Source organism: Pseudidiomarina sp. WS423 (assembly GCF_050750165.1).
GTDB lineage: Bacteria > Pseudomonadota > Gammaproteobacteria > Enterobacterales > Alteromonadaceae > Pseudidiomarina > Pseudidiomarina fusca.
This window is the reverse complement of the sequence record NZ_JBOJLN010000001.1, coordinates 360,286-385,627: the sequence shown is the minus strand read 5'-3', so window position 1 is coordinate 385,627 and position 25,342 is coordinate 360,286. Positions and strand designations below refer to the sequence as shown.

General features: G+C 48.2%; 25 protein-coding genes. 12 read left to right on the top strand and 13 right to left on the bottom strand.

The features are described 5' to 3' along the window. Nucleotides 1-6: 6 nt before the first annotated feature. Together ACQ661_RS01825 and arsC are read right to left on the bottom strand one after the other, a co-directional pair. Complete coding sequence (locus tag ACQ661_RS01825; RefSeq protein ID WP_153826058.1) at nucleotides 7-588, bottom strand: flavodoxin family protein; 582 nt, start codon at nucleotides 586-588, stop codon at nucleotides 7-9. An 11-nt stretch (nucleotides 589-599) separates the two neighbouring features. Next, nucleotides 600-953, bottom strand: a complete 354-nt coding sequence (arsC, locus tag ACQ661_RS01820; protein WP_110075309.1) for an arsenate reductase (glutaredoxin) — start codon at nucleotides 951-953, stop codon at nucleotides 600-602. Between the two features lie 77 nt (nucleotides 954-1,030). Here arsC and ACQ661_RS01815 point away from each other — a divergent pair, with 77 nt between their 5' ends. After that, the gene (locus tag ACQ661_RS01815; protein WP_431667434.1) at nucleotides 1,031-1,507 is read left to right on the top strand and encodes a TlpA family protein disulfide reductase; all 477 of its coding nucleotides are present in this window, start codon (nucleotides 1,031-1,033) and stop codon (nucleotides 1,505-1,507) included. Here ACQ661_RS01815 and ACQ661_RS01810 read toward each other — a convergent pair. After that, complete coding sequence (locus tag ACQ661_RS01810; RefSeq protein ID WP_431667433.1) at nucleotides 1,504-3,018, bottom strand: beta-barrel assembly-enhancing protease; 1,515 nt, start codon at nucleotides 3,016-3,018, stop codon at nucleotides 1,504-1,506. The two genes, ACQ661_RS01815 and ACQ661_RS01810, sit on opposite strands and share 4 nt — an antisense overlap. A gap of 160 nt (nucleotides 3,019-3,178) precedes the next feature. Here ACQ661_RS01810 and ACQ661_RS01805 point away from each other — a divergent pair, with 160 nt between their 5' ends. Beyond that, nucleotides 3,179-4,273, top strand: coding sequence for an AI-2E family transporter (locus ACQ661_RS01805; protein WP_313932189.1), 1,095 nt, complete (start codon nucleotides 3,179-3,181; stop codon nucleotides 4,271-4,273). On the opposite strand, the gene bcp is transcribed toward ACQ661_RS01805, so the two are convergent. After that, on the bottom strand, nucleotides 4,270-4,740 hold the full coding sequence (gene bcp, locus ACQ661_RS01800) for a thioredoxin-dependent thiol peroxidase (protein ID WP_369742386.1): 471 nt from the start codon (nucleotides 4,738-4,740) through the stop codon (nucleotides 4,270-4,272). The two genes, ACQ661_RS01805 and bcp, sit on opposite strands and share 4 nt — an antisense overlap. A 156-nt stretch (nucleotides 4,741-4,896) precedes the next feature. On the opposite strand from bcp, the gene dapA reads away from it, so the two are divergent. Genes dapA through purC form a run of 3 tightly spaced genes read left to right on the top strand, consistent with a single transcriptional unit; the run spans nucleotide 4,897 to nucleotide 7,603 of the window. Further along, on the top strand, nucleotides 4,897-5,781 hold the full coding sequence (dapA, locus tag ACQ661_RS01795) for a 4-hydroxy-tetrahydrodipicolinate synthase (protein WP_153826061.1): 885 nt from the start codon (nucleotides 4,897-4,899) through the stop codon (nucleotides 5,779-5,781). A gap of 2 nt (nucleotides 5,782-5,783) precedes the next feature. After that, nucleotides 5,784-6,851, top strand: coding sequence for an outer membrane protein assembly factor BamC (gene bamC / locus ACQ661_RS01790; RefSeq protein ID WP_431667432.1), 1,068 nt, complete (start codon nucleotides 5,784-5,786; stop codon nucleotides 6,849-6,851). A gap of 38 nt (nucleotides 6,852-6,889) precedes the next feature. Then, nucleotides 6,890-7,603 carry a phosphoribosylaminoimidazolesuccinocarboxamide synthase gene (gene purC, locus ACQ661_RS01785; RefSeq protein WP_431667431.1) on the top strand — a complete coding sequence of 238 codons (714 nt, stop codon included), beginning with the start codon at nucleotides 6,890-6,892 and terminating at the stop codon, nucleotides 7,601-7,603. Here purC and ACQ661_RS01780 read toward each other — a convergent pair whose 3' ends face one another. The 4 genes from ACQ661_RS01780 to ACQ661_RS01765 are packed head-to-tail and all read right to left on the bottom strand — an operon-like array spanning nucleotide 7,604 to nucleotide 9,931. Continuing rightward, a complete protein-coding gene (locus ACQ661_RS01780) occupies nucleotides 7,604-7,750 on the bottom strand; it encodes a DUF2897 family protein (RefSeq protein ID WP_110075301.1) in 147 nt (48 codons plus the stop codon). Beyond that, a complete protein-coding gene (locus ACQ661_RS01775) occupies nucleotides 7,738-8,451 on the bottom strand; it encodes a M15 family metallopeptidase (RefSeq protein WP_431667430.1) in 714 nt (237 codons plus the stop codon). The genes ACQ661_RS01780 and ACQ661_RS01775 overlap by 13 nt, the downstream gene beginning before the upstream one ends. After that, on the bottom strand, nucleotides 8,445-9,569 hold the full coding sequence (gene dapE / locus ACQ661_RS01770; protein ID WP_431667429.1) for a succinyl-diaminopimelate desuccinylase: 1,125 nt from the start codon (nucleotides 9,567-9,569) through the stop codon (nucleotides 8,445-8,447). Before dapE ends, ACQ661_RS01775 begins: the two co-directional genes overlap by 7 nt. Further along, entirely contained in the window at nucleotides 9,566-9,931 is a 366-nt protein-coding gene (locus ACQ661_RS01765) for an ArsC family reductase (protein WP_153826066.1), read from the bottom strand. The genes dapE and ACQ661_RS01765 overlap by 4 nt, the downstream gene beginning before the upstream one ends. Nucleotides 9,932-10,242: 311 nt before the next feature. Here ACQ661_RS01765 and yfbV point away from each other — a divergent pair, with 311 nt between their 5' ends. Then, complete coding sequence (gene yfbV, locus ACQ661_RS01760) at nucleotides 10,243-10,656, top strand: terminus macrodomain insulation protein YfbV (RefSeq protein WP_153826067.1); 414 nt, start codon at nucleotides 10,243-10,245, stop codon at nucleotides 10,654-10,656. 5 nt (nucleotides 10,657-10,661) lie between these two features. On the opposite strand, the gene xthA is transcribed toward yfbV, so the two are convergent. Next, nucleotides 10,662-11,468: an exodeoxyribonuclease III gene (gene xthA / locus ACQ661_RS01755; protein WP_153826068.1), complete on the bottom strand. Its 807-nt coding sequence runs from the start codon at nucleotides 11,466-11,468 to the stop codon at nucleotides 10,662-10,664. Nucleotides 11,469-11,624: 156 nt separating this feature from the next. Here xthA and ACQ661_RS01750 point away from each other — a divergent pair, with 156 nt between their 5' ends. The 5 genes from ACQ661_RS01750 to ACQ661_RS01730 are packed head-to-tail and all read left to right on the top strand — an operon-like array spanning nucleotide 11,625 to nucleotide 17,000. Further along, nucleotides 11,625-12,692, top strand: coding sequence for an alpha/beta hydrolase (locus ACQ661_RS01750; RefSeq protein WP_153826069.1), 1,068 nt, complete (start codon nucleotides 11,625-11,627; stop codon nucleotides 12,690-12,692). 11 nt (nucleotides 12,693-12,703) lie between these two features. Next, entirely contained in the window at nucleotides 12,704-13,804 is a 1,101-nt protein-coding gene (hemH, locus tag ACQ661_RS01745) for a ferrochelatase (RefSeq protein ID WP_153826070.1), read from the top strand. 22 nt (nucleotides 13,805-13,826) lie between these two features. Continuing rightward, nucleotides 13,827-14,102, top strand: coding sequence for a hypothetical protein (locus ACQ661_RS01740; protein ID WP_153826071.1), 276 nt, complete (start codon nucleotides 13,827-13,829; stop codon nucleotides 14,100-14,102). Beyond that, complete coding sequence (locus ACQ661_RS01735) at nucleotides 14,099-15,592, top strand: phospholipase D family protein (RefSeq protein ID WP_431667428.1); 1,494 nt, start codon at nucleotides 14,099-14,101, stop codon at nucleotides 15,590-15,592. Before ACQ661_RS01740 ends, ACQ661_RS01735 begins: the two co-directional genes overlap by 4 nt. Before the next feature lie 46 nt (nucleotides 15,593-15,638). Continuing rightward, complete coding sequence (locus tag ACQ661_RS01730) at nucleotides 15,639-17,000, top strand: MBL fold metallo-hydrolase (protein WP_313932195.1); 1,362 nt, start codon at nucleotides 15,639-15,641, stop codon at nucleotides 16,998-17,000. Nucleotides 17,001-17,023: 23 nt separating this feature from the next. On the opposite strand, the gene ACQ661_RS01725 is transcribed toward ACQ661_RS01730, so the two are convergent. After that, entirely contained in the window at nucleotides 17,024-18,409 is a 1,386-nt protein-coding gene (locus tag ACQ661_RS01725) for an SLC13 family permease (protein ID WP_313932196.1), read from the bottom strand. Nucleotides 18,410-18,545: 136 nt separating this feature from the next. Here ACQ661_RS01725 and ACQ661_RS01720 point away from each other — a divergent pair, with 136 nt between their 5' ends. Further along, nucleotides 18,546-20,576 (top strand): BCCT family transporter, encoded by a 2,031-nt coding sequence (locus ACQ661_RS01720; RefSeq protein WP_431667427.1) that lies wholly within the window; start codon nucleotides 18,546-18,548, stop codon nucleotides 20,574-20,576. Between the two features lie 88 nt (nucleotides 20,577-20,664). Here the strand turns inward: ACQ661_RS01720 and ACQ661_RS01715 are convergent, their stop codons facing one another. The 3 genes from ACQ661_RS01715 to ACQ661_RS01705 form a co-directional block, all read right to left on the bottom strand. Next, nucleotides 20,665-24,138, bottom strand: coding sequence for an EAL domain-containing protein (locus ACQ661_RS01715; protein ID WP_431667426.1), 3,474 nt, complete (start codon nucleotides 24,136-24,138; stop codon nucleotides 20,665-20,667). A 101-nt stretch (nucleotides 24,139-24,239) separates the two neighbouring features. Beyond that, on the bottom strand, nucleotides 24,240-24,710 hold the full coding sequence (locus tag ACQ661_RS01710; RefSeq protein ID WP_431667424.1) for a GNAT family N-acetyltransferase: 471 nt from the start codon (nucleotides 24,708-24,710) through the stop codon (nucleotides 24,240-24,242). Next, nucleotides 24,710-25,327, bottom strand: coding sequence for a YceI family protein (locus ACQ661_RS01705; protein ID WP_431667423.1), 618 nt, complete (start codon nucleotides 25,325-25,327; stop codon nucleotides 24,710-24,712). Before ACQ661_RS01705 ends, ACQ661_RS01710 begins: the two co-directional genes overlap by 1 nt. Between the last annotated feature and the right edge of the window lie 15 nt (nucleotides 25,328-25,342).

Below are 25,342 nucleotides of genomic sequence, written 5' to 3'. Positions count from 1 at the left end.
ATGGGCTTAAGCAGCCGCTTTTAAGGTAATCGCGAGGCTGGCAACGCGCCGGCCTAGCGCAATGGCACAGGCATATTCGTCCTTACTCAACGCCGTTGCAGCATGGCTAACATGGCTGGCACCGTAAGGTGAGCCACCGGTTTGGGTGGTTTGAATAGCCGGCTCAGTGTAAGGAATACCGCATAGCATCATGCCATGATGTAACAAAGGTACCGCCATCGCTAACAAGGTTGATTCTTGCCCACTATGCATACTACTGCCAGAGGTAAACACCGCCGCAGGTTTGTCTTGTAAGCTACCTTTTAACCAAGCTCCGGCCGTGGTTTCCCAAAATTGCTGTAAATGTGCACTCATGTGACCAAAGCGAATAGGGCTACCTAAAATTAATCCGTCACATTGGTTAAGCTCATCAGCGCTAAGCTCTAAATCACGTGCGCTGGCTGGCTCACCTGGTGCTGCGACTGTGCGTAGCAGGGCAACTGCACCCGTTTGTTCAACCCCAGCAGCAATCGCATCAGCGAGTAACTGAGTACTGCCGTTACGGCTGTAATACAAAATAATAATCTGAGTTAGGTTGGCATCTGCCATGGCTGTCGTCCTTAGGCCAGTAGCTCAAGCACAGCCTCAGGCGGACGCCCCAAGCGAGCTTGCTCAGCGCGTACCACGATGGGGCGCTCAATTAACTTCGGATGAGCCACCATAGCTTCAAGTAGAGCTTGCTCGTTGGTTTCTGCGGCCAGATTCAGCTCTTGATAAATGGCTTCTTTGGAGCGGATCAATTCCCGCGCCGAAACCATGCCGAGTTGCTTGACTAACGTAGCTAGCTGGCTTACCGTCAGCGGAGTTTTAAGGTACTCAACAATCTCAATCGATGCTCCTTGTTGCTCTAGCAACTGCAAGGTTTGTCGACTCTTCGAACAACGAGGATTGTGGTAGATGGTGACAGTAGTCATGTCTGAGTATCCTTTTGGCTAAAATCTACGTATAACAAGAATAAGAGTAAATTACGCAATAGCTTAAGGGAAAGCATATGGTTTGTCGATTATTGAAAGGCGCAGGACAACTGGCAGGTGTGGCCTTGCTTGCACTCACGTTAACGGCCTGTAGCAACGAGCCGGAGGCTGATTTCCATTCAGATCAACATGGACCAGAGCAATGGCAACAGCTGCAAGGACGTTATGTAGTGGTGAACTATTTTGCAGAATGGTGCGCGCCTTGTTTGCGCGAACTCCCTGAACTTAATGAGTTTCATCATTTGTACGGCGACCAAGTGAGCCTTTACGGGGTGAGTTTTGATGGCTTAGACAACGTCGAGCTTGCTGCCTTGCGAGAGCAATACAGTATTGAGTTTCCTCTCATTCAAAATCAGCCCTTGCCGAATTTGCCGTTCGCCACCCCGAATGCGTTACCAGCTACTTATATTGTCACCCCAGCGGGTGAAGTAAAAGGGCCGTTATTAGGTGAGCAAACCATTCAATCGCTGAAAAACGCCACCGATTTGAATTAATTACGGAGCTCGTCAACTTGCCGCTTCTGCTCCATGAGTTTATCGATGCGAGCTTGTAAGCGGCGTTTGTCGAGGTCGTGTGCGTTTTGCTTGTGGGCGCTATGGAGATAATTAATCGATTGATCGAAAGCACCATGCAGCGCTGCCAAGTCTGCTTGCACTTCGTACATGCCACTAATATTGCCATTTAATCGATAGGCCGTAGAGAGTAAATCTAAACTTACGATATCTTGCGGATTGCGTTGTAAAAAATCACGCAGTAAATCGATAGCTAGTTGAAACTTGCGCGCTTTTACCGCGGCGTTGGCAAAGTTTAAGGTAATGGTACGTTCATTAGGCTGTCGCATATAGGCTTGCTCTAGCAATCTTAAAGCCTCGTCATAGCGTTCTTGCCCTAATAAAATATCCGTTTGCACATCAAGATAGAACGTATTGCGTGGGTCTGCTTGCAGCAAAGGTGCCAGCGTTGCGGCTGCTTGCTGGTGCTGATTGTCGTCGAGATACCAAATCGCCAAGCCGTAGCGAGCTGCAGTTGCATACTCAGCAACATTAGAACTCATAGCTCGTTGCAATTCAGCTTCAGATTTTTGCCGTAAATGTCTGGTTTCGGCTCGTATTTTTGCTAACCAGAATTGCTGTTCATCGCGTTTAACCACTCTTGGCATTAGCGCTACTCGCTGCCGCGTGTCAGCCACCCGTGATTCAGTATAAGGGTGGGTTTGCAAAAACTCCGGCAGGCGCGTGGCGTAGCGGTACTGCTCTGCTAAGCGGCCGAAGAAATCGGGCGCGCCGTTTGGATCAAAGCCCGCTCGCGCAAGAATATCGATACCGACCCGGTCGGCTTCTTGCTCAAATTGCCGAGTGTAGTTGATTTGTACCTGTTGCGCCCCTGCCGTGGTGGTGGTCATTGCCGCCATGCCTAGGGTAGGGTTAATCACTGCCAATAATAAAGACCCTAGAAAAGCTGACATAGTGGTAGCGGAATTAGCCTGCATACGCTCCATATTTCGCACTATGTGACGTTGCGAGACGTGGGCGATTTCGTGACCTACTACCGCCGCTAATTCAGATTCAGTGCGGGCAGCAGCGATTAATCCGGTATGCACACCAATATGCCCACCAAAGAAGGCAAACGCGTTAATGGCGTCATTATTTACCCAGAAAAAAGTATAGGGGAAACGCACATTGTCGGTAACCCGAACCATACGGCTGCCCATATCATGCAGGTATTCATCTAATACCGGATCGTGAATAAGTGGCGCCGATGCACGTATTTGTCGCATATAAAGATCGCCATAAATAAGCTCACGTTCAATCGACATCACCCCTGCGCCAGCGGTACCTATCTCTGGCAGCCGGTCTTGGGCGCTAACTGGGGTCGAGGTGGTTGCCGATAAACTTAAAAGTAAGCTTAAAGCTATCGCACTGAAAGCCCCGGCACTCGTCTTGAGCGCTGCTTTAGGAGATGTCTTTGATTTGCTAGATAGTGCTAAATGACGCTTCAACTGCATGATTTCTTACCTTAAATGATGTAGCTATGAGTCTAGTTGACTGAAAAGGTTCCGTGAATTTCAGTTCAGCTACTGTAACTCTTAGCCCGACCCAGCTATCATGTGATATCTCACAAGCAACTGCAAACGCTAACAGGCTTTTTAGCAAGGAAACTTGAACATGTTGCAATACTTAAAAGACTGGTATACCCGCAAGTTCTCAGATCCTGATGCTGTTACCTTATTCCTATTATTAGTGACTAGTTTTGCTGTCATTATCTTTTTCGGGGATATCCTAGCCCCTATCATTGTTGCCTTAGTGTTAGCCTATTTGCTTGAATGGCCGGTGCAGCGGCTACTACAAACCGGATTACCCCGGTTAACCTCGGTACTCGTGGTGTATACCGGCTTTATAGGTGTCTTTATTATCTTGTTGCTGTTCATGGTGCCAGTGATTTGGCAACAAACGGTGACGTTAGTGGCCGAGCTGCCGCAAATGCTTAGCCAACTCAAAGTATTGCTTAACCGTCTACCGGAGATGTTTCCTGGCTACATTAGCGAGGCTAATATCAATCATTATGTGCAAAGCACCACCGAGAAACTGCTCGCGTTTGGTGAGAATTTACTCAGCCAATCCCTTAGCCGTCTCGTGGGCGCCATGGCACTACTCATTTATTTGATTGTGGTGCCATTACTGGTGTTCTTTATGCTTAAGGACAAACGGCAGCTTTTGGATCACATCAACGCCATCTTGCCCAATAATCGCCGCCTTATTTCTCAAGTAAGTGATGAAATGAACCTACAGATCATGAATTACATTCGTGGTAAAGCCGTTGAGGTGGTGATAGTGGGTGTGGTGAGTTATTTATGTTTCACTTTATTTGATCTGCGCTATGCCCTATTACTCGGTGTGTTGGTTGGTTTTTCAGTGCTTATTCCTTACATAGGTGCTGCCGTAGTTACCTTACCTGTGATGCTGGTGGCCTTGTTCCAGTTTGGCTGGAGTGCCATGTTTGCTTGGGTGATGATTGCTTATCTGGTGATTCAGGCGCTCGACGGTAATGTGTTGGTGCCTTTGTTATTTTCTGAGGTGGTGAATCTTAATCCGGTTTACATCATTGCTGCAGTTTTAGTATTTGGCGGATTTTGGGGATTCTGGGGCGTGTTTTTCGCTATTCCGCTAGCTAGCTTGGTGAAGGCGGTGATTACCGCCTTACGATCGCCGCCAACCGTGGCTACTGAAACAAAGTTAGCGGACCAAGAGGCTAACAGTTAGGCATCAGCTAAGTAGTCGAGGACCACTTGGTGATGATCTTTGGTTTTAAATTTATCAAAGACATGGGCGATAGTCCCATCTTGGTTAATCAAAAAGCTCATGCGGTGAAGGCCATCATAAACCTTACCCATGAACTTTTTTTCACCCCAAACGCCAAAGGCTTCGGCCACTTGATGATCTTCATCACTAAGTAAGGTGAAATTGAGCTGATCACGTTCGCTGAATTTTGCTAAACGAGTCGGCGCATCCGTGCTAATACCTACGACGGTGATGTTATGGGCGGCAAATTGTTGTTGGTGGTCGCGTAGTTGCTGCGCCTGCACTGTGCAACCTGGGGTCATGGCTTTTGGATAAAAATAGACTAAGACACGTTGTTGCTGCAGTAACTGCGCTAAGGCAACCTCGTTTTGTTGGGCATCAAGTAACGTAAATTGTGGGGCTTTTGCACCTGCCGCTAATGGCTTCATACTGCGCTCCTAGTTCATACATGAGTGAGAATACGATACTCATCATAAAAGATGCGCCGCAGGAGCGCAAAGAGCAATCAGCAAAGATGAACCAGCGCTTGTGTTTAGAGGGTGGTAAAAGTACCATGGAAATCAGAATGAGATTGAGGGGATAGTATGCTAACAGGCAGTATTGTTGCGCTGGTGACGCCATTTACGCAACAGGGCAATATTGATTACACAGAATTAGAAGCCTTAGTTAACTGGCATTGTGAGGCTGGTACCGATGGTATCGTTGCCATGGGTACTACGGGTGAAGCCGCGACTATGAGTCACGACGAACATGTCGATGTGGTCAGTGCAGTTGCTGAAATCGCCGCAGGGCGTATTGCAGTTATTGCTGGTAACGGCTCGAACTCTACCGCGGAAGCGGTCAATCTAACTGAGCGCATGAGCCATCTGCCTTTGGCCGGCTTTTTAAATGTGAATCCTTATTACAACAAGCCTTCGTTGCGCGGGCTTATTGCTCATTACACGGCTTGTACTCAAGCCAGCGATTTGCCACAGTTACTGTACAACGTGCCTGGGCGAACCGCGGCCGATTTGTTACCCGAACAAGTGGCTGAACTGGCTCAAATCCCGAATATTGTCGGTATCAAAGAAGCTACTGGTGATTTAACACGAGTGGCACAACTGCAAGAACTTTGCGGCAAAGATTTTATTTTATTGAGTGGTGACGATCCTACTGCCTGTGAATTCTTGTTGCGAGGTGGTCATGGGGTTATCAGTGTGACTGCGAACGTTGTGCCAGCCCAAATGAAACAGATGATTAGTGCGGCGGTAGCGGGTGAGCGCGAGCAAGCTGAGCGTATTGATAGCGAGTTGGCTGCATTGCACGAAGCTATGTTTGTACAAGCAAACCCGATACCAGTTAAGTGGGCACTAGCCTTGATGGATAAATTACGCCCAGTTTATCGATTACCGATGACTGAGCCGGAACTTCCGCAGCAACAACATATCGAACACATACTAAAACAAGCTGGATTAATCAAAGCGGAGTAAGAATGAAATTAAAATTAATCGCCTTGGCCTGCTGCAGTGCAGCCATGGCTGCTGGATGCAGTTACACCCCAGCCGGGCAAGCGCAAGGATCGTTCGAATACACAAATGTGCAGCAACGCCCAGAATTACAAGCCGCTGATGGTTTAAACAAGCCGGTTAGCACTAACCGTTACGAGATCCCACCGGTACCTGCGAGTGAGCCTATTGGTACTGAAGTCGATATTAATGCACCAGTAGTGGTTTGGCCCTTAGCTGATGGCAGCCGGGTAGAAGAAACCGAGCAACTGCCACGCATTTACTTTGATGAGCTTGAGGGGATGACTAATATTTCTGATTACGTGTGGAACTCGGCATTGCAAGGGTTACAAGCGCGTAATATTGGAGTAGCAGCCACCCAAGATAAACAAGTGATTAGTACCGATTGGCTAACCACTCAGTATCAAATAGGTGAGAACGAAACGCCCTTGCAAGTTCAACGGCGCTTTAATTTAATCATGGAAACTGCGCCACACGGTCGCACTGCGTCCTTATTGGTTGAAGTTGCAGAGCGGCAAGATAAGGGTCCAACTATTGGTGAGGTACTTGCCTCTAAACAAGATCGTGATGCCGCTGCAGGGTTGTTAAACCAAGTAGTTAGTGAAATTGCTATCATGCAATATCAAGGCGTCGGCAGCTTAACCGAAGACGGTACTTTAGCGATTGATACAGGCTTTGATGATGAAGGCTCGCCAGCGATGGTATTGGGCGCTAGCTTTAACTTCAGTTGGACCTTAATGGCCAGCGTCGTAGAAGAATTGGGCTTTGAAATTGATGACTTGAATCAGTCTACGGGCCGCTACTATTTGGATTACGATAAAGACAAGTCAGGTGCTTCAAGCCTAGCTTTTTGGCGTAGTAGCAAAGAAGGCAAGTTAGATATTGCCAATGGTAGTTATGAGTTAAAAGTGACCGGTGATAGACGTCGTACCACGTTAACTTTCTTCACCAACGGCGAAGCTTTTAGCGCGGCTGAGTTAAATCGAATTTTTGCGCCTGTAGCTGCTGAAATTAAACGCCAAAGTGAATTATAATAGGCGCTTCTTACACCTGCTTGGAGACCTAGTTGCTCATGGAAAAACGTACTGAATTGTATCGCGGAAAAGCGAAAACTGTGTTTACCACGGATAACCCAGACCGCTTGATTCTTGAATTCCGCAATGACACCTCAGCTTTTGATGGTGAAAAAGTAGAGCAGCTAGACCGTAAAGGTATGGTCAATAATAAGTTTAATAACTTTATTATGAGCAAACTTGAGGCCGCTGGCATCCCCACTCAATTGGATCAGGTATTGAGTGATACTGAAACCCTAGTCAAAAAACTTACCATGATTCCGGTCGAGTGTGTGATTCGTAACTATGCCGCCGGGTCGTTAGTACGTCGTCTTGGGGTTACCGAAGGGCAACAGCTAAATCCGCCTACTTTTGAGCAGTTTCTGAAGAATGATGCGTTGCATGATCCTATGATCAATGAATCTTTAGCGATCAGTTTTGGTTGGGCCACCGCCGAACAATTAGCCAAGATGAAGGAATTAACCTTTAAAGTGAACCAAGTATTGCAAGCCTTGTTTGATGAGGCTGGCATGTTGTTGGTAGATTTTAAACTTGAATTTGGTGTTGATAGCGCTGGTAATATTGTCTTAGGCGACGAATTTAGCCCTGATGGTTGTCGTTTATGGGATAAAGAAACCCGCAAAAAACTAGATAAAGATCGCTTCCGCCAAGGTTTAGGTGGGGTGGTTGAAGCTTACGAAGAAGTGGCATCACGTTTAGGTGTGCCACTGTAACTAAGCGTCTTTATCACTATCCCAATCGTCATCATGCCGCTGCGAGTGTTCTACTTTCGGCGGCATTTTCATAGGTGCGGTATGGCGTAACAGCATGATATTGCCAATGACAATACCAAAAACGATAAGTAAGGCTATCCAAACCATGCGCTGGCTCCTGTCACCTCTGGGCTACAGATGGTATCGACATACCGCTGTTTTAGTTCAGTTAACTGCGCCAAGATATAGCTTTTACCAGCAATATCAGCCTCAGTTATGACTTGTCGCAATAGCTCATTGCTTAATTGTTGTTGTGCGGCTGCAGCACATTCAACATGGCTGATGTGCCAAGGTTCAGCTGCCACCCCACCTTGATAACGAGCGTAGGGAAAGAAAAAGCCAAACTCTTGTGCATGGCTCTGTAGCCATTGCCACATGGAATAGCAGGGGCCGCCCTCTTGATACTCGTTAGCAACCAGCTGTAGCTTGCTCTCATGGGCAGCAAAGGGGCGTGGGTCGTACACATCTATATCCGTGCCCCAATGATGGCGACTTGCGCCGGGTAGGGCAGAATAAAGCAAAATCGCCTCGACTTTTTCCCCAGGGCTTAAATGCTCGGTAGCTAGTTGTTCGCCACGGTCATTGTAAATGGGGAGCTCACCATAAAACTTTCTATTCCAAATGCTTAGCTGTCGGTCGAAGTCACGAAAACTCGAAGCAACAGCAACTTCAATGCCGGCACTTGCCGCAGCCTTTTGCATGGCGGTAAAGGCTGCGGCCACCGGTGCTTGTAACAACACCTGCGGCGCATCAGGTAACGCCTCTAAGTGACTTGTCGTACGACCGGTAAGTTGCGCTGCCGTTAGCATAGAAGGTGCTCCAGAATACGCTCATAAATATCTGTGAGAAGTTCCAGATCTTGTTCTTTAACACATTCGTTTACTTTATGGATGGTTGCGTTCACCGGGCCTAGTTCAATCACTTGGGCACCCGTTGGCGCAATAAAACGGCCATCCGAGGTACCACCAGCAGTAGATAACTCAGTTGTGCGCGCCGTGATTTCCGTGATCGCCATTTCGGTTGCTTCTAGTAAGCGTCCTGATTCGGTAAGAAAAGGCTCACCGTTTAGCTTCCATTGCAATGAGTAATCAAGGTCGTGCGCATCTAGAATGGCGATAACCCGTTGTTTTAAACTTGTGGCAGTACTTTCAGTACTGAAACGGAAATTAAACTGCAGATGAAATTCACCAGGAATAACATTGCCGGCGCCGGTGCCAGCATGCAGATTGGAAATCTGAAAACTAGTAGGTGGAAAGTACTGATTGCCATCATCCCAATGTTCAGCACATAACTCGGCGATGGCAACAGCGGCTTTGTGTACCGGATTTTCGGCTAAATGGGGATAAGCCACATGACCTTGAATACCAAACACCACCAAATCACCAGTGAGGCTGCCGCGACGGCCATTCTTTACAACATCGCCGACGTGGTTTGTACTTGAGGGCTCTCCTACTAGGCACCAGTCGATCTTCTCTTGTCTCGCTTCTAACGTCTCGATGACCTTGGGCGTGCCATTGATAAACGGGCCTTCCTCATCACTGGTAAGTAGAAACGCAATACTACCTTGATGATCCGGGTGTTTCTGCACAAAACGTTGGGTGGCTTTAACCATCGCCGCTAAACTGCCTTTCATGTCAGCAGCCCCACGGCCGTACAAATAGCCCTCGTGGCGAGTAGCAGCAAAAGGCGGGAAGCGCCACGCATGTTCTGCTCCAGCTGGGACCACATCGGTATGCCCAGCAAAACAGAATAACGGAGCCTTGGTACCACGGCGGGCCCACAGGTTGGTGGTATCAGCGAACACCATAGACTCCAATTTGAACCCTAACGGTTGCAGATAACTCCCAATAAGCTCCTGACAACCTTCATCGGCGGGGGTTACCGAGGGGCGCTGAATAAGCTCACAAGCTAATTCAATGGTACTCATGGGGTAAGCTCTAAAAATTGTTGCCAAGCAGTACTATTAAAACCAGTCAAGTAGCGGTCTTCTTGTGCTAGCAAAGGCCGTTTCATTAGTGTGGGATACTGCTGTAACAAGGCAACGATAGCGTCATTGTCGCCTTGTTTCACACTTTGTTGCTGGGCACTGGTTAATTCTCGCCAACTGGTACTGCGCTTATTGACTAAAGCATCCGCTCCCAGTTGCTGTAGCCAGCTACTTAAAGTGGTGCTAGCGACGGGTTCGACCCGCACATCGTGAAAGCGATAGGTTATTTGGTGTTGTTCTAACCATTTGCGTGCTTTTCGCACGGTGTCACAATTGGTGATGCCATAGACAGAAAGGCTCATGGATAAGGTCTCTTGTTATCGTTTAGTGTTACCAGTTATTCTACTATTGTAGTGTTCATCGCAGCATTGATCTACTATAACGACATTCTGGCAAAGGCGCTGTGAATTCTCCACAAATTATGTGGATAACTCTGTGGGTTAGCTGCTTTGAACTAAGTAAGCCATTGAAAATCATGGCAAAAGTTTTATGGTTGAATAGTGACCAGTTTGTCTGAAGAATGATCTGTCAAGGTTTATCTAAAGTATTTTCACCAGCGACTTGGATGAACGCGGTGCGTTAACTCATTAGCATCAATAAGAGTATCCTGACTATGAGCCAATCCTTTTGGCAGAGTTTTAAAGATGGCCAAGCTTATGCTGCCATCTGGCCTAAACATTCAGTAGTAGCAGCCATGACGGAATCACGAGTGGTTCCAGCGGTTCGCTTAGCTGCGCGCTGGATGCCAGCCCTAGCTGTGCTGAACTTTGTGTTGCAGTGGCAGTTACAAGGGCAGGCGATGCAACCGCAAGGCATCGTCACCTCATTATTTATGCTGAGTTTGCCGTTTCAAGGCTGGTACTGGCTGGGTAAACGCGCCAACAGCAAGTTGGATGCGCGGTTACAGCATTGGTATTTAGATTTAACGCAAAAATTGCAGGTGCAGCCGCGGCCAGAGCCGCGCTACATGGATTTGGCTAAGCTGATCCGTAAGGCGCTGCAGGAGCTACCACCGGATCAGCATTAGCAATCTTAGAACTGAAAGGTAGACCAAATAGGGGCATGATCGGACGGTTTTTCTATGCCGCGTAATTCATAGTCAATCCCACTATCAATGCATTGCTCAGCTAACACCGCAGTGGCTAAGATTAAATCAATGCGTAACCCGCGGTTATCATCAAAGCCACGTGAGCGATAATCAAACCAACTAAATTGATCCATGCTATCTGGATAGCGAGTGCGGAAGGTATCTACCAGGCCCCAATCTAGGACGCCATTAAGCCACTCGCGTTCTTCCGGTAAAAAACTGCACTTGCCGGTGCGTAACCAGCGCTTAGCATTATCGGCACCAATCCCGATATCACAATCTTGATGAGAGATATTTACATCCCCCATCACAACTAAAGGTTGGCTAGGATCTTGTGTGGCTAAGTAAGCCATTAAATCGGCATAGAATTTTTCTTTAGCCGGAAACTTCAACGGATGGTCACGGCTTTCGCCTTGCGGAAAATAACCATTTAAAATGCGTACACTACGACCATCGTCGCTTTCATAGTCGCCCATAATCATGCGCCGTTGTGCATCCTCAGCGTCTCCAGCAAAGCCGTACTGGACATTAGTGAGTGGTTTTTTACTGAGTAAGGCAACGCCATAGTGGCTTTTCTGGCCAAAGAAGACCACGTGATAGCCCATCGCCTCAACGTCTGCGAGCGGAAATTGTTCATCATGAACTTTGGTTTCTTGTAACCCAATAACATCGGGTTGGTGTTTGTCGATTAAAGCTTGTAGCTGGTGCAATCTGGCACGAAGACCGTTGATATTAAAAGAAATTAATTTCATCAAAAACTCTCATTTCGGTTCATTCTAGAAGTTATCGGCAAGCATAGCAGATTGCCGCAATCGGTGCGACAGTGGGCTGCCTTGGGGTATTAATTCAGGTATACTCGAAGCATAAATTATCAAAAATCATTAGGTTGTATTACAGGGCAGTGAATCATGGCAGGCGATTTAATTCGGGTACGAGCTGGACGACAGGCGTGGCAGCAGATTAAAGAACAGGGGTTGCGACAACAAGATATTGAGTTGTTGCTTGGTGCTTCTGGTGGGCCTAAGTGGTTTATATTGCAAGGCTTAGATCGCTATTTCTTTGGTGATTTCTTTGCCGCACGGCAGCGTCCGTTGAATACTTTAGGAACTTCCGCTGGCGCTTGGCGTTTCGCCAGTTTAGGCCAGCAAGATCCTGTTGCAGCAAGTGACTTGTTTTGTCGCTTGTACCGAAGCCAAACTTACAGTGCTAAACCTGATGTTGCGGAAATCACCGAAGAGGCACGCAAGTTATTGCATGAGTACATTCCTGATGCCGCAGTGGCTGATATTTTACAACAGGATCGATTTCATCATCATTGGATCGTGACTCGTTGTCGTGGACTTACGGCGCACGAAGGCAAACGTCAACTGCTGGGATTATTAGGCTCTGCCGCCGCCAACAGCGTTAGCCGTAAGTGGTTGGGACGCTTTTATGAGCGGGTGGTTTTTCATCATCCGCATGCAAGTGCTGAGTTTAGTCGCGCTTGGCGTGATATGCCGACGGTACATGTTCCGTTAAGCGAGCAAAATTTTAAACCAGCCTTGCTAGCAACGGGCTCCATTCCCATGGTCTTGGCTGGAGTAAAAGATATTATTGGGGCTCCAGCAGGTACCTATCGCGATGGCGGTATTACGGATTATCATTTTGATGTCGATTTGTCTGCCGTACCAGGATTGGTGCTGTATCCGCATTTTCATCAACAGGTGGTACCAGGTTGGTTTGATAAGAACTTAGGCTGGCGGCGTACGCATGGTAAACAATGGCCTAATGTGATCTTAATCACGCCAACAGACGAATTCATTGCGTCATTACCTTATGGCAAAATTCCAGATCGTACAGATTTTGCTAAGTTGTCGGTTCCTGATCGTTTTGCTTATTGGCAGCAAGCAGTACAGCAGGGACAGCAACTAGCAGCGCAGCTACAGGAATGGATTGAAAGTGGTGAAATTCGCAACAAAGTGGCCTTGTGGTCTTAGGAGAACAGCCAATGAAATTTACAGGTAGCCCCAAATTTAGCCATCAACAACGGGATCGAATCGGTGTGCTTATCACCAACCTTGGTACTCCTGATGCGCCCGATACGCCATCACTGCGACGTTATCTACGCCAGTTTTTGTCGGATCCTCGTGTGGTTGAGGTACCTCGCTTATTATGGTGGTTGATTCTTAATTTAGTGATTTTGGTGATTCGCCCTAAGCGTTCGGCGGCCGCCTATAAAACCGTCTGGACCGAGCGTGGTTCGCCTTTACTGTTCCATACGCAAGATCAACAGCGAGCTTTGCAACAGGCGTTAGCGCGTGATTATGGTGACGATGTGTTGGTGGAATTTGCCATGCGTTATGGCAACCCAAGCATTCAGCAAGGTTTACAGTCGCTGTTTGAGCAGGGCGCAAGAAAACTGGTGGTGTTGCCTTTGTATCCGCAATATTCGGCGGCAACTTCGGGCTCAACCTTTGATGCAATAGCGGCAGATTTTACCCAGCGGCGATGGTTACCAGATTTCAGGTTTATTGCGCATTATCACGATTACGCGCCTTATATCAAAGCAGTTGCTCAATCGATTGAGCGTTACTGGCAACACCATGGTAAGCCTGATAAGTTAGTCCTGAGCTATCATGGCGTTCCTTTAAAATACTTGCACCAAGGTGACCCTTACCATTGTGAGTGTCATAAAACATCGCGATTAATCGCTGAGCAACTTGGTTTAAGCAAGGACCAATACGTGACGACCTTTCAATCACGATTTGGTCGTGAAGAGTGGTTGCAGCCCTACACTGATGCTACCTTAAAAGCATTACCGGGGCAGGGGGTTAAGAACATTCATGTGGTTTGCCCTGGCTTCTCGGCTGATTGTCTTGAGACCATTGAAGAAATTGGCGAAGAGAATCGTGAGTATTTTATCGAAGCTGGCGGCGAAAATTATGGTTACATTCCAGCTCTGAATGCTGAACCTGAGCATATTGAAGCGCTAGCTCAGTTGGTTCGCGACAATCTAGTCGGATGGCAGTTACATCACGACGAGAGCGCTCGAGCAGCTCGCGCAGAAGCCGTACAAGCGGCATTAAAAAAGAGTAAATCTGCCGGTTAACAAGCCGGTTAAGGAGTTCATCATGACAGTTGATAATCACCAGCAACCAGCTGCAACGAACGATGACCATAACAGTAGTGAGGATGAGCGGCATCGGGTGTATCAGGTGAGTGCCAATCGTGGCCGAGCTAAGCACAAAATGCGCTACGTTGAAAGCATGATAGCCGATGAGGATAGTGGTGATTGCCGGTTGTGTCGCGGTGCTTTGGCACCTAATGATGAGGACCAAGCAGCCACCACCAATACGGGTGATCAGGCTGATACAGACCTGACCGCGAAGCCACCGAAAGCACCATGAACGCAGCTAGCTCGGCACCTCAGCCGTCCGCTTATGCTACCCCGTTACAAACGCTGAAACGGCAACATCCTGGCTTAAGCGGGGTGTTGCCGTTAGTGGCAGCGCCAGATGCTTTTGCTACCCGCGTGTGGCTGGCGCGCCAAGCTCAACATAGCCTTGATCTGCAATACTACATTTGGCGACATGATCGTACCGGTACCTTATTATTCGAAGAATTGCATGCTGCTGCCGACCGCGGGGTGCAAGTGCGGCTACTGTTAGATGACCACAATACCGCTGGGCTAGATGCCATTTTGTTTGGCTTACAGCGCCATCCAAATATTCAGATCAAGCTGTTCAATCCACTCAAATTGCGGCGCCCACGGTGGCTCAACTATCTGCTTGAATTTCGGCGTTTAAACCGGCGCATGCATAACAAAGCTCTTATTGTCGATCAGCAGGTGTTGGTAAGCGGTGGGCGTAATATTGGCGATGAATATTTTGGCGCCACTGATGATCGTCTCTTTGCTGATTTAGATGCCGTCATGGTTGGCCCAGTCGTGGATCATGCTGTCAGCCAGTTTGAAAGTTATTGGCAATGCTCAGCAGCAGTACCTATCAATCAACTCATCACCTTAACCAAGCCACAGCAACTGAGCCTGCTGGCACAACGCGCGCACGAGGTGAGCCAAGATCCGAAGGCCCAGCATTACATGCAAGCGTTACGGGATTCTAATTTTGTGCAGCAGTTAATCCAACACCAGCTTGAGTTTGTCTGGTGTGATATCAAACTTGTGGCCGATGCGCCCAGTAAAATCATGGGGCGGGCGCGTGGGCGACAGTTGTTGAGTCAGCAGTTACAAGAAGTGATCGGGCAACCGCAGCAGCGGGTACGCTTGGTTTCGCCATATTTTGTCCCAACTGCAACTGGGGTTAAACTGCTCACAGAGATGGCAGCTCGTGGTGTTCATATTTCAATTCTAACCAATGCGCTAGAAGCAACCGATGTGGCAGTGGTGCATTCTGGTTATGCTAAGTGGCGTAAGCCGCTGCTGCGGGCAGGGATTGAATTATTTGAATTACAGCGAATTTCACCGTTAGCCCGCAAAAAAGAACGTCAACTAAGACGGCAGCGGCTGAAGGGGAAAGAGCGGTTAGGTAGCTCAGCATCAAGCTTGCATGCAAAAACCTTCAGCGTCGATCAACAACGGGTGTTTTTAGGTTCGTTTAACTTTGACCCACGCTCTGCGCAATTGAACACTGAGCTAGGGTTTGTGATTCACAGTGAAGTTTTGGCGAAACGTATTGATGATGCCTTTGTTGAAACTGTACCCAACTACGCTTATAGTCTAGTGTTAGAACCACATGTCCATGCCCAGCGAGCGAAACTCGTTTGGCAAGAACGTCTGGGTAGTCAAATAAGTCAATATCATAGCGAACCAGGCACCTCTTGGTGGCGTCGCATGGGCATGAAGACCCTAGCGCTGCTGCCAATTGACTGGTTGCTTTAGCGAATACGGAGCAGCCGATTCGCCTTTCTTAAGCCAAGGAGTATGTATGCGATTAACCTTTTTAGGTGCAGCCGAAACGGTAACAGGCTCTAAGTATTTGCTCGAAACTGCCACCACTCGAGTGCTGATTGATTGTGGGATGTTTCAGGGGTACAAATGGCTACGGCGGCGCAATTGGCAGCCGCTACCATTAGGGATTAATCATGTTGACGGGGTCGTGCTTACTCATGCTCATCTCGATCACTCCGGCTTTTTACCCTTGTTGTATCGTGAAGGTTACCGTGGCCGCGTGTTTACTCATGCTGCTACTGCTGGCTTATGTGGCCTCTTATGGCCTGATAGCGGCAAGATCCAAGAAGAAGACGCAAAGTTCTATAAACGCCATAAGTTAAGCAAACACCAAAATCCAGAACCTTTGTACGATGAAGCCACAGCAGAAGCAGCCTTAACACTGCTTGAGCCGGTTGAGTTTCATCAACCTTTTAGTATTGGCGATATTCAGTTCAGTTTACGACCAGCAGGACATATTCTTGGAGCTGCTAGTGTCATTGCTGAGGCTGATGGCGTGCGGATTGGTTTTAGCGGAGATGTTGGGCGGCCTAACGATATCTTAATGATGCCGCCAGAGCCACTGCCTGAATTAGATGTTTTGTTATTAGAAGCAACCTATGGCGATCGGCGCCATGATCCGGAAGACCCTTGGCAACAGTTAACTGACGTCGTAAACGAAACCGCCAGCAGTGGTGGGGTGTTACTGATCCCAAGTTTTGCGGTAGGACGGGCTCAGTTGTTGCAGCATATGCTGATCACCCTGATGCAGCAAAAAAAGATCCCTCGGATGCCGATTTTCTTGGATAGTCCAATGGCTATCAATGCATCTGAGCTGTATCAACAATTTCATCAGTATCACCGCTTAACAGCCGAGCAATGCTATGCGGCTGCAGCAGGAGTTGAATACACCAGGCATGTAGAAGATTCGAAACAAATAGCACAGCAAACTGGGCCTCATATCATTATTGCTGGTAGTGGGATGGCTACTGGTGGGCGCATCTTGCATCATTTTAAACATTGGCTGGGGGATCATCGCGCAACCGTCTTGTTTTCTGGCCATCAGGCTGGTGGCACACGTGGCGCCAAGATGGTGCAGGGCGTTGAGCGAATCAAACTGCACGGTGAGTGGTTGCCCGTGAAAGCCCGTATTCGGCAGCTTAACGGTTTGTCAGGACACGCCGACTACAGTGAAATAGGCGATTGGCTGAAGGCCTCCAAGCTACCGCCACAGTTGCAGATCTTCTTGGTGCACGGTGAGCCTGATAGTCTTGAGGCCATGTCAGATTACCTCAAACAAGAAACCCCATTTGATATCAACGTGGCTGATTATATGGGTGTGCAGCACTTCAAGCGCTAAGCTTGCGGGCTTTGGCCCGCAGTTTATACCAGCACCAGTACCAAGGCGGTGGTAAGCACCGCCAAGATAATATTCAACATCAGGCCTTCGCGGACCATATTTTTGATGGTGACTTGATTGGATGCAAACACAATCGAGTTTGGCGGTGTTGCAACGGGCAAACAGAAAGCACAGCTACAGGCAATCGCCGCAGGAATCATCAGCACTTCTGGGGGTAATTCTAAAGCGGTTGCAGTAGCAGCTAAGACCGGCATCAACAAAGTAGCGGTGGCGGTATTGGATGTCACTTCAGTTAAGAAGCTTACCGCCAAAGTTAAGGCCAGAATCAAGAGCCACAGAGGCAAGCCTCCAAGCCCAACTAAGGCTTGTCCGATAATATCGCTCAGCCCGCTTGAAACAAACCCCTGGGCGAGCGCAATACCACCGGCAAATAGCAGCAAAATCCCCCATGGAATAGCCACCGCATCCTGCCATGTGAGCAACGGTGAGCCCTGCTTGTCGGTCACAATAAAAAGTGCTAGTACTCCAGCGAAAGCGACCGTAGCATCGCCAACACCAGCCAGCCCTAGCCAATCGGTCCAGCCACCGAAAGGAGCGGTACGAGTTATCCAGAGTACAATGACGGCGCCAAATATCCATAACACACGGCGCTCGTTACTTTGCATGGTTGGCAGGTTGGCTAAGTGGAGCGTAACGCTACCTCTGAGTGAGCGCGTTAACCACCAAGCAATGACAGGAATACCGACAATGACCAAGGGTAACCCTATTTGTAGCCAACGTAAAAAACCAAAGCTGGTGCCAGTATAGCTCTCGTAAACCGAAGCAAAAATTAAGTTGGGCGGGGTGCCGACTAGGGTAGCGACGCCACCTAATGAAGCTGAATAAGCTAATCCTAGTAGCAACGCACGCTGAAATTTATGATCATTCGCAGCCTCGGCCAATGCTAAAGCGACTGGCAAGAGCGCTAGCACGGCCGCCGTGTTAGAGATCCACATCGATAAAATAGCAGTAGCTAACATAAAGGCAAATACCATACGCCGCCCGCTGCTAGCGCCAAGACGCTTCACTAAACCAAGCGCAATGCGTTTATGCACACCGCTAACCTCAACTGCTTTGGCGAGCATGAAAGCACCCATAAACAGCAGAATGATGGGATTACCTAAGGCGGCTGAGACCTCATTGACGCTCGCGACGCTGCCCAAAGGTAACAAAATAAAAGGTAGCAACGAGGTTACTGGTAATGGGAGAGCCTCGCTAATCCACCACCAAGCCACCCAAATGGTGGTGGCTAAGGTCCAAGCCGCTGGCGCCGGTATCTGCCCCCAGTGTTGGGCTAAGAGATAGCTCACAAGTGCCGCTAACGGTCCTAGCCATAGTGGATTAAACCAAGATTTTAAGCTATTTAGCATGGCAGAGGCTCGCTGGTTAAGGGGTATCTAGTTGGGTTTTTACGTGAATGACTAATTTAGCAGAAACTAAGTTTATTTGAAATTTTAACGCTTTACGCATAGGGTAAAAAGAAACAACTTACAGGAGAAAGGATTTATGTCCGCAACCAAAGCGAAGTGGAACTCCGCTATTTTGGCACCGGTCTTTATACCCGCTGTTGCCGTCATCGCCTTGTTAGTCATAGGCACCCTAAGTAATCCCGAGCTAGCTGGCGAGGTGTTCAGTGATGTGTTGGCCTGGATAACCGCTGATTTTGGCTGGTTCTACATGCTAGCGGTCGCTATTTTCTTAGTTTTTATTGTTGTGGTGGCTGTCTCCAAGTGGGGCCGAATAAAACTAGGGCCTGATCATGCAGAACCTGAGTACAGTTTTGTGGCTTGGTTTGCCATGCTGTTTTCGGCTGGTTACGGCATAGCCTTACTCTTTTTCGGGGTGGCTGAGCCGGTGCTGCATTATGCAAGCCCGCCGATGGGGGCACCAGAGACGGTCGATTCTGCTAAGCAAGCCATGCAAATAGCTTACTTTCACTGGGGCTTTCATATTTGGGCTATATACGGCTTGGTTGGTTTGGTGTTAGCTTATTTCTCTTTCCGTCATGGTCTGCCGTTGTCGATGCGTTCTACTTTGTATCCACTCATCGGCGAGAAAATCCATGGTCCAGCTGGGCATGCCGTCGATACCTTTGCCATTCTAGGGACCATGTTTGGTATTGCTACCACCTTGGGTTTATCGGTGATTCAAATTAACGCTGGTTTGCACTATCTGTGGCCCGATATTCCGATCAATTCAACCGTGCAGATTATCGCTATTGCGGTGATTACTGTGTTTGCTATTTTATCGGTGGTAGCGGGTCTAGACAAAGGGGTTAAACGACTCTCCTACGTCAATATGGTGTTGGTGCTCTTCTTATTGTTATTTGTATTTTTTGCTGGGCCAACGGTCCATATCTTGGAGACCTATTTACAAAACACCGGGGCCTACCTGAACAATATTGTTGAGCGAACGTTTAACTTGCAGGCTTATTCACGGAGCGATTGGATTGGTAACTGGACCTTATTTATTTTTGGCTGGACCATTGCTTGGGCGCCATTCGTTGGTTTGTTTATTGCGCGTATTAGTCGTGGCCGAACCATCCGTCAGTTTGTGTTCGGGGTGATGTTTGTGCCTACCATGTTTACGTTCTTTTGGTTCAGCGTATTTGGTGACACCGCATTGAATTTAATTATGAACGAAGGTTACACAACCTTGATTACTGAAGTGCAAAACGATGAAGCCATCGCGTTATTCAAGTTATATGAACGCTTACCTTGGACAAATATTTTGTCGTTTGCCACGGTGGTATTGATTGTTACTTTCTTTGTTACCTCGTCAGACTCGGGCTCGTTAGTGATCGACTCGTTGGCCTCCGGTGGACGAACTGACACGCCGGTATGGCAACGGGTGTTCTGGGCCTCGTCAGAGGGGCTTGTGGCAGGGGTGTTATTGCTTGCTGGAGGGCTAGGAGCGCTACAAACCGCAGCTATTGCCAGTGCTTTACCCTTTGCGGTGGTGATTCTTATTGCAGCGTTTGGTATGTGGCGTGCGTTGGTGATAGAGGGACATCAGCATGCTAGCTTGAAAAGCGCGATGCGTACCCACCGTCGTGGGGTTCATGCAGGGCCATCCTATTGGAAGAAGCGCTTAGCCGGAGTCGTTGATTTTCCTAAACAACAAGCAGTGCGAGAGTTTATTGAGCACACCGTAATGGAAAGTTTAGGTGATGTTGCAAAAGAACTTAAAGGGCAGCAATGGCAGGCCGAGACTAGCTTTGATACCGAAAATATCCGGGCTATTTTTAGCGTACAAAAAGACGATGAAGTAGATTTTACCTACGAAGTGCGGATGCGTGCCTATCAACGCCCCCAATTCGCGGTAGATAAATCGAATGGTAAGGATCGTGAATACTATCGAGCTGAAGTCTTCCTGCGCCAAGGTGGACAAGCTTATGATTTATACGGTTATGAGCCGGGCGATATTATTAACGACGTGATTAATCAATTTGAAAATTACTTGCAGTTTATGCATATCTCACCAGGGAGCTTACCTTGGGATTTAGAGCAGCATGATGACGACTTGAAATCATCGTAATGATAGTGCTTTCTTAACGCAAAAGCCCCGCCCAGTGTAGCTGAGTGGGGCTTTTTTTAGGCCATCACAAGTGCTTTAACAATCTTGCTTATGCGTGCTGAGCCAAATAAACTTTAAGCTCTTCTAACGGCATAGGCTTGGCATAGTAGAAACCCTGAATGTAGCCGCAGCCTAGCTGTTTGAGCATAGTAATTTGCGCTAGGGTTTCGACACCTTCAGCAATCACTTCCATATCAACCTGGGTGGCCATATTGATGACCCCAGCAGTGATCGCCTGATCACTTGCAGATTGGTCTATGTCTTGCACAAAAATACGGTCAATTTTGAGTTTGCTAACCGGGAGCTTCTTCAAGTAGCTCAGCCCAGAAAAGCCTGTGCCAAAATCATCAATCGCAACTCGAATACCAACCTCTTTAAGGCGCTGCAGAACCTCGATGGTATGATGTGAGTTCTCCATAAGAATACTCTCAGTCAGTTCTAATTCGAGGAGATCGGCAGGGGTGCCCGTTTCCTCGAGAATGTTCTGTACCTGGTCGAAAAAGTCAGCACGGTGAAATTGTAAAGCAGATAAGTTTACCGCAACTCGGATAGCGCCAAATTGTTGCATCTCGTGCACATCGGTGCAGGCTTTACGCAGCGCCCAACGCCCAGCTGGAATAATTTGTCCGGTAGACTCAGCCAGTGGAATAAACTCGCCCGGTGAAATGAACCTGCCATCTGGAGTTATCCAACGCATCAACGCCTCAACGGTAACCACGCGGCCGCTATGCAAATCAATAATAGGCTGGTAATGAAGCTGTAACGCATCATCATCAATGGCTTGCTGAAATTCACTCCGTAAAATAACATTCGCTTGATAGTTATCATTGTTGGCGGCTTGATAAATCTGGAAGTGATTGCGGCCCTGTAATTTAGCCTGGCTCATGGCTATATCAGCTTGCTGAATCAATTCTAACGGCTGCTTTATCTTCCGAGTGTAATAGGTCACCCCAATACTCGCTGAAATGTAAATATTGTGGCCCTCGACATGGTAGGGTTCATCAATCACATCCATCAGCTGTTGAACTAGGCTTGTTACCGTGCTGGTATCCTCAATTTCGCTGATTACAGCAACAAACTCATCGCCGCTAAAGCGGCTGATAAAATGCGGAGCTTGAATAAGTCGCTGCAGGCGCTCAGCCGCCTGTTTCAGAATCGTGTCGCCAACTTTGAGACCAAGACTGTCGTTCACTGGCTTAAAGCCATCTAAATCGATGAATAACACGGCCAAAGTACCTGGCGCATGCCCTTGTTGTTGACGCTGCACTAAGCTTTGTAGGTGCTGCTCTAAACTGAAGCGGTTGGCTAAACCAGTGAGTGCATCATGGCTGGCCTGATAGGCGAGTTGCTCTTTATCTGCAACCTGTTCAGTAACATCATGCTGTACTCCCAAAAAGTGAGTGACGTTGCCTTGTTCATCTCGTACTGGCGACAGGTATAATTCATTCCAGAAACTACTACCATCTTTGCGATAATTAAGTATTTGCGTACGAAAATCTCGTTTTTCACGCAGCGCTTGCGCGATTTCGGTAACCGTAACTGGATCGGTCTCAGGGCCTTGTAACAAAGCACAGCTCTTCCCCACGATCTCGTGATAGGAATACCCTGTTATCTGTTGGAACACTTTGTTCACATAAACCACTGGGAACCCAATCACATTCGCATCTGCAATGACAATACCATTGACGCCACTATCAATGCCGCGACTAAGCAGCAGCCGTTGTTCAGCATCTTTTTTGGTTTGGGTAATATCTTTGGCGACCCCAAAGGTACCCAGTATGTGTTCGTTTATTTTGATGGGCAGGTTGGTCAGATCTAAGTCTATCTCTTGCCCATGCGCAGCGATGGCGGTGACCTCGTAGCGCTGACTATGGCCAGCTAGCACTTGTTCAAACAAAGCAGCAACCGATGGATGCTGACTGCTTGGTATCAGCTTTCTGTAATGCATGCCAAGTAATCGTTCGCGAGGCAACTGCAACAGCTTGCAGAAAGCATCGTTCACCTGACTGAGGCAGCCATTAATATCTAACGAAAAGGCTGGGTCTGGGTTGTTATCAAACAGCGAGCGGTAGCGCTGTTCGCTTAAGCCGAGTGACAACTGCTGTTCACGCATCAGCCGGTTTTGTTGAAACATCAGCAAAAAGGCCATGCTAAACAATAGGCCCAAGGCCACAATGACGCTACGCATACCGGCAGCACGATTGAGGTCAGCAAAGCTATGTAAAGTAGCCGTTAGGGTTAAGTTTGGCCCGTGAGGTATCTCAAGTAACGTGGAAGCGAGCACCACTTCATTGCCATGAGATGGCTTGCCCTCGTCAAAACTACGCACAAAGCCACTACCCAGCTGCGTATAGATTTTAATTTCATCATCTGACACCCGCGTATCAGGGTTCATCATTCTGTTCAAATTAAGCGTAGTGAGTAGGTAGCCCGGCTGACTACTCACTCGATTTACCGGCACCAACAGCAGTGCCACGGCGGGTAGATCACGCTTGGCAAAACGCAGGGGAGGGATGAGATACTGAGTTTGTTGAGGTTGTTGTGCCAACCATTGTTGCACTTCTGCATCACGCAGAACTTCCGCTGCTAGGGCAAAACTATCATCGCGGTCAAAGCGCCAGAGCGGTTGTGCTTGGGCGTCGAGTAACGAAATCGATAAGATATGAGGGATATCCCGCATGTAGGCCTGCACATCTGATTGTTGCATATCAATCGCGAGCCGATCATCTGCTACCCGCCAGCGTTCAACCATACGCTCAAGTAGTTGAACATTGACATGGGCCATTTGAATCCGAGCTTTTGCAACCCGTTGTAGGCCATTATCAGCAGCTGTTTGAATTAACTGCAAATGGCTTTGCCCCATATAAAACCATGTTGAGCAGGTAATAAATACGGCTAAACCACCTAGAGTGGAGGCGGTGCGATTAGGCATTCGAATAGGGGGTGCTTGGCGATGACTGGCAAGTAAAAAGGCAATCCCAATGAGTAATAAAAGAATACCTGCAACCCCGGTAATATCGGGATGCGGGCCAAAAATCATAAAGCCGCGAGAATCAAAATGAGCGACTAAAATAATACTACTGGCAATGATCACCACCAACGCTAGGGTGCGCACCCACAGCCGCTGTACTATGCCGCGAGGATTGAGCATAAGCATGGTGCCAAGCAACATGAACAAGGCCACCATGGGGGTGTATAACACAGCTTCGTAGTTGGCGAGCCACGGCATAAACAATACGCGGTTTAAGCTTGAGTGTACCAATAGACTATGTAAGGCGAAGCCAACAATCACCGCACCTGCGGATATTTGCAGCCAACGTCGTGCAGTTAACAGCCCCAATAACGCCGCAGCAATGGCCACACAAATAACTGCGGAGGTGTTAGAAAGCATGCGATCAAATAAGCCCGTGGGAGGGCTGATGAGGTTGGTCAACAACCCCCAAGCGCCGATGGTCGCAGTGGCGGCTAATCCAGTGAATAATGCTGCGGAAATCACCGCCGGATGGACTCTGAATGATGTCATAGTTGGCTGTTATCGTTTTCTTGTAATTCTTATGTAAACAGCACTATATGAGAACCAAGCGGACTTGGTCAACCGTTGTCACAGGGTTGATTCAGGATATTTTATGGGTGTAGGTAACAACTCAGCAACAAGCGGTCTTCGCCCGGGCCTAAAAAGTCAGCTAAATAGGCTTGTTCGCTAAATCCTAACTGCTGATACAGCCCAATGGCTGCGGCATTGTTGGGGGCCACGGTGAGCTTTACTTCACGATAACCCGCCGGCAGATGCTCAAGCCATGCTTGTAACAATTGTTTGCCTACGCCTTGTCCACGCCAGGCGGAGTTAACTAGCACCGACATGATCCAGCAGCAATCGGGTTGTTGGTCGGGGGCGGCCATGATGTAACCCGCTAACTGCTCAGTCCTAGTCGATAGCCCGGTGCCCTCTGCGAGCCATTGCAAGTGCGGCCACTGCGCGAGCGCTTGATAGAAGAGTGGGGCTGGATAAGCTTCGGCGCCGTACTGGTCGTATTCTAGCGCAGCTAACTGCAGCACATCGGCTGCAGTTGCGATACGTACATTTAGGGCAGCCATTAGCGCGTAAACTGCACCGAGAAAGTCACAGGTACGCTGTAATCAATCCGTTTTAATCCGGCAATGTCACGTAACTGATTAATCCCCTCGGCTAATTTAAACGCTTGAGTATCAATCATCAGCGGTTGTACGGTGGTTGCTAAAAAACGATTTTCCGCCAAGCGTGTGACCTGCAAGGTGGCATTCAGTTTCTCAGTCTCGCCGGCAATAAACACACTTAAGGGTAAGCTCAGAGGTAAGCTCTCGCCCACTTGTAAGCGCAACAGCGGAGCTTCTTCTACCGTAGCTGTGGCAGTCACAACCGTGTAATTGTCAGAGTCAAACAGGTGCTTCAGCATGCGTTCATTGCGAATCGGTATCAGTGTATCTAAGCTAATCACCGGGATTTCGATGCTTACTTGGCTGTCGAGCCACTGGCCTTGTAGGTCAGTAAAACGATGCACTTCTGCAACCACATCATTTTTGACCGAAACAAAATGTAGCTGTGATAATTCGCTATCTAATTGCCATTCACTTGCTTGTACCGCAGCGGTGGCACTTAATCCCAATAGGCTGCTGGCGGCAATGGTTTGCAGTGCCAACTGTTTAAATTTGGTAAAAGGTAATTGCAACATCATAAGCTCCTTGTTTCT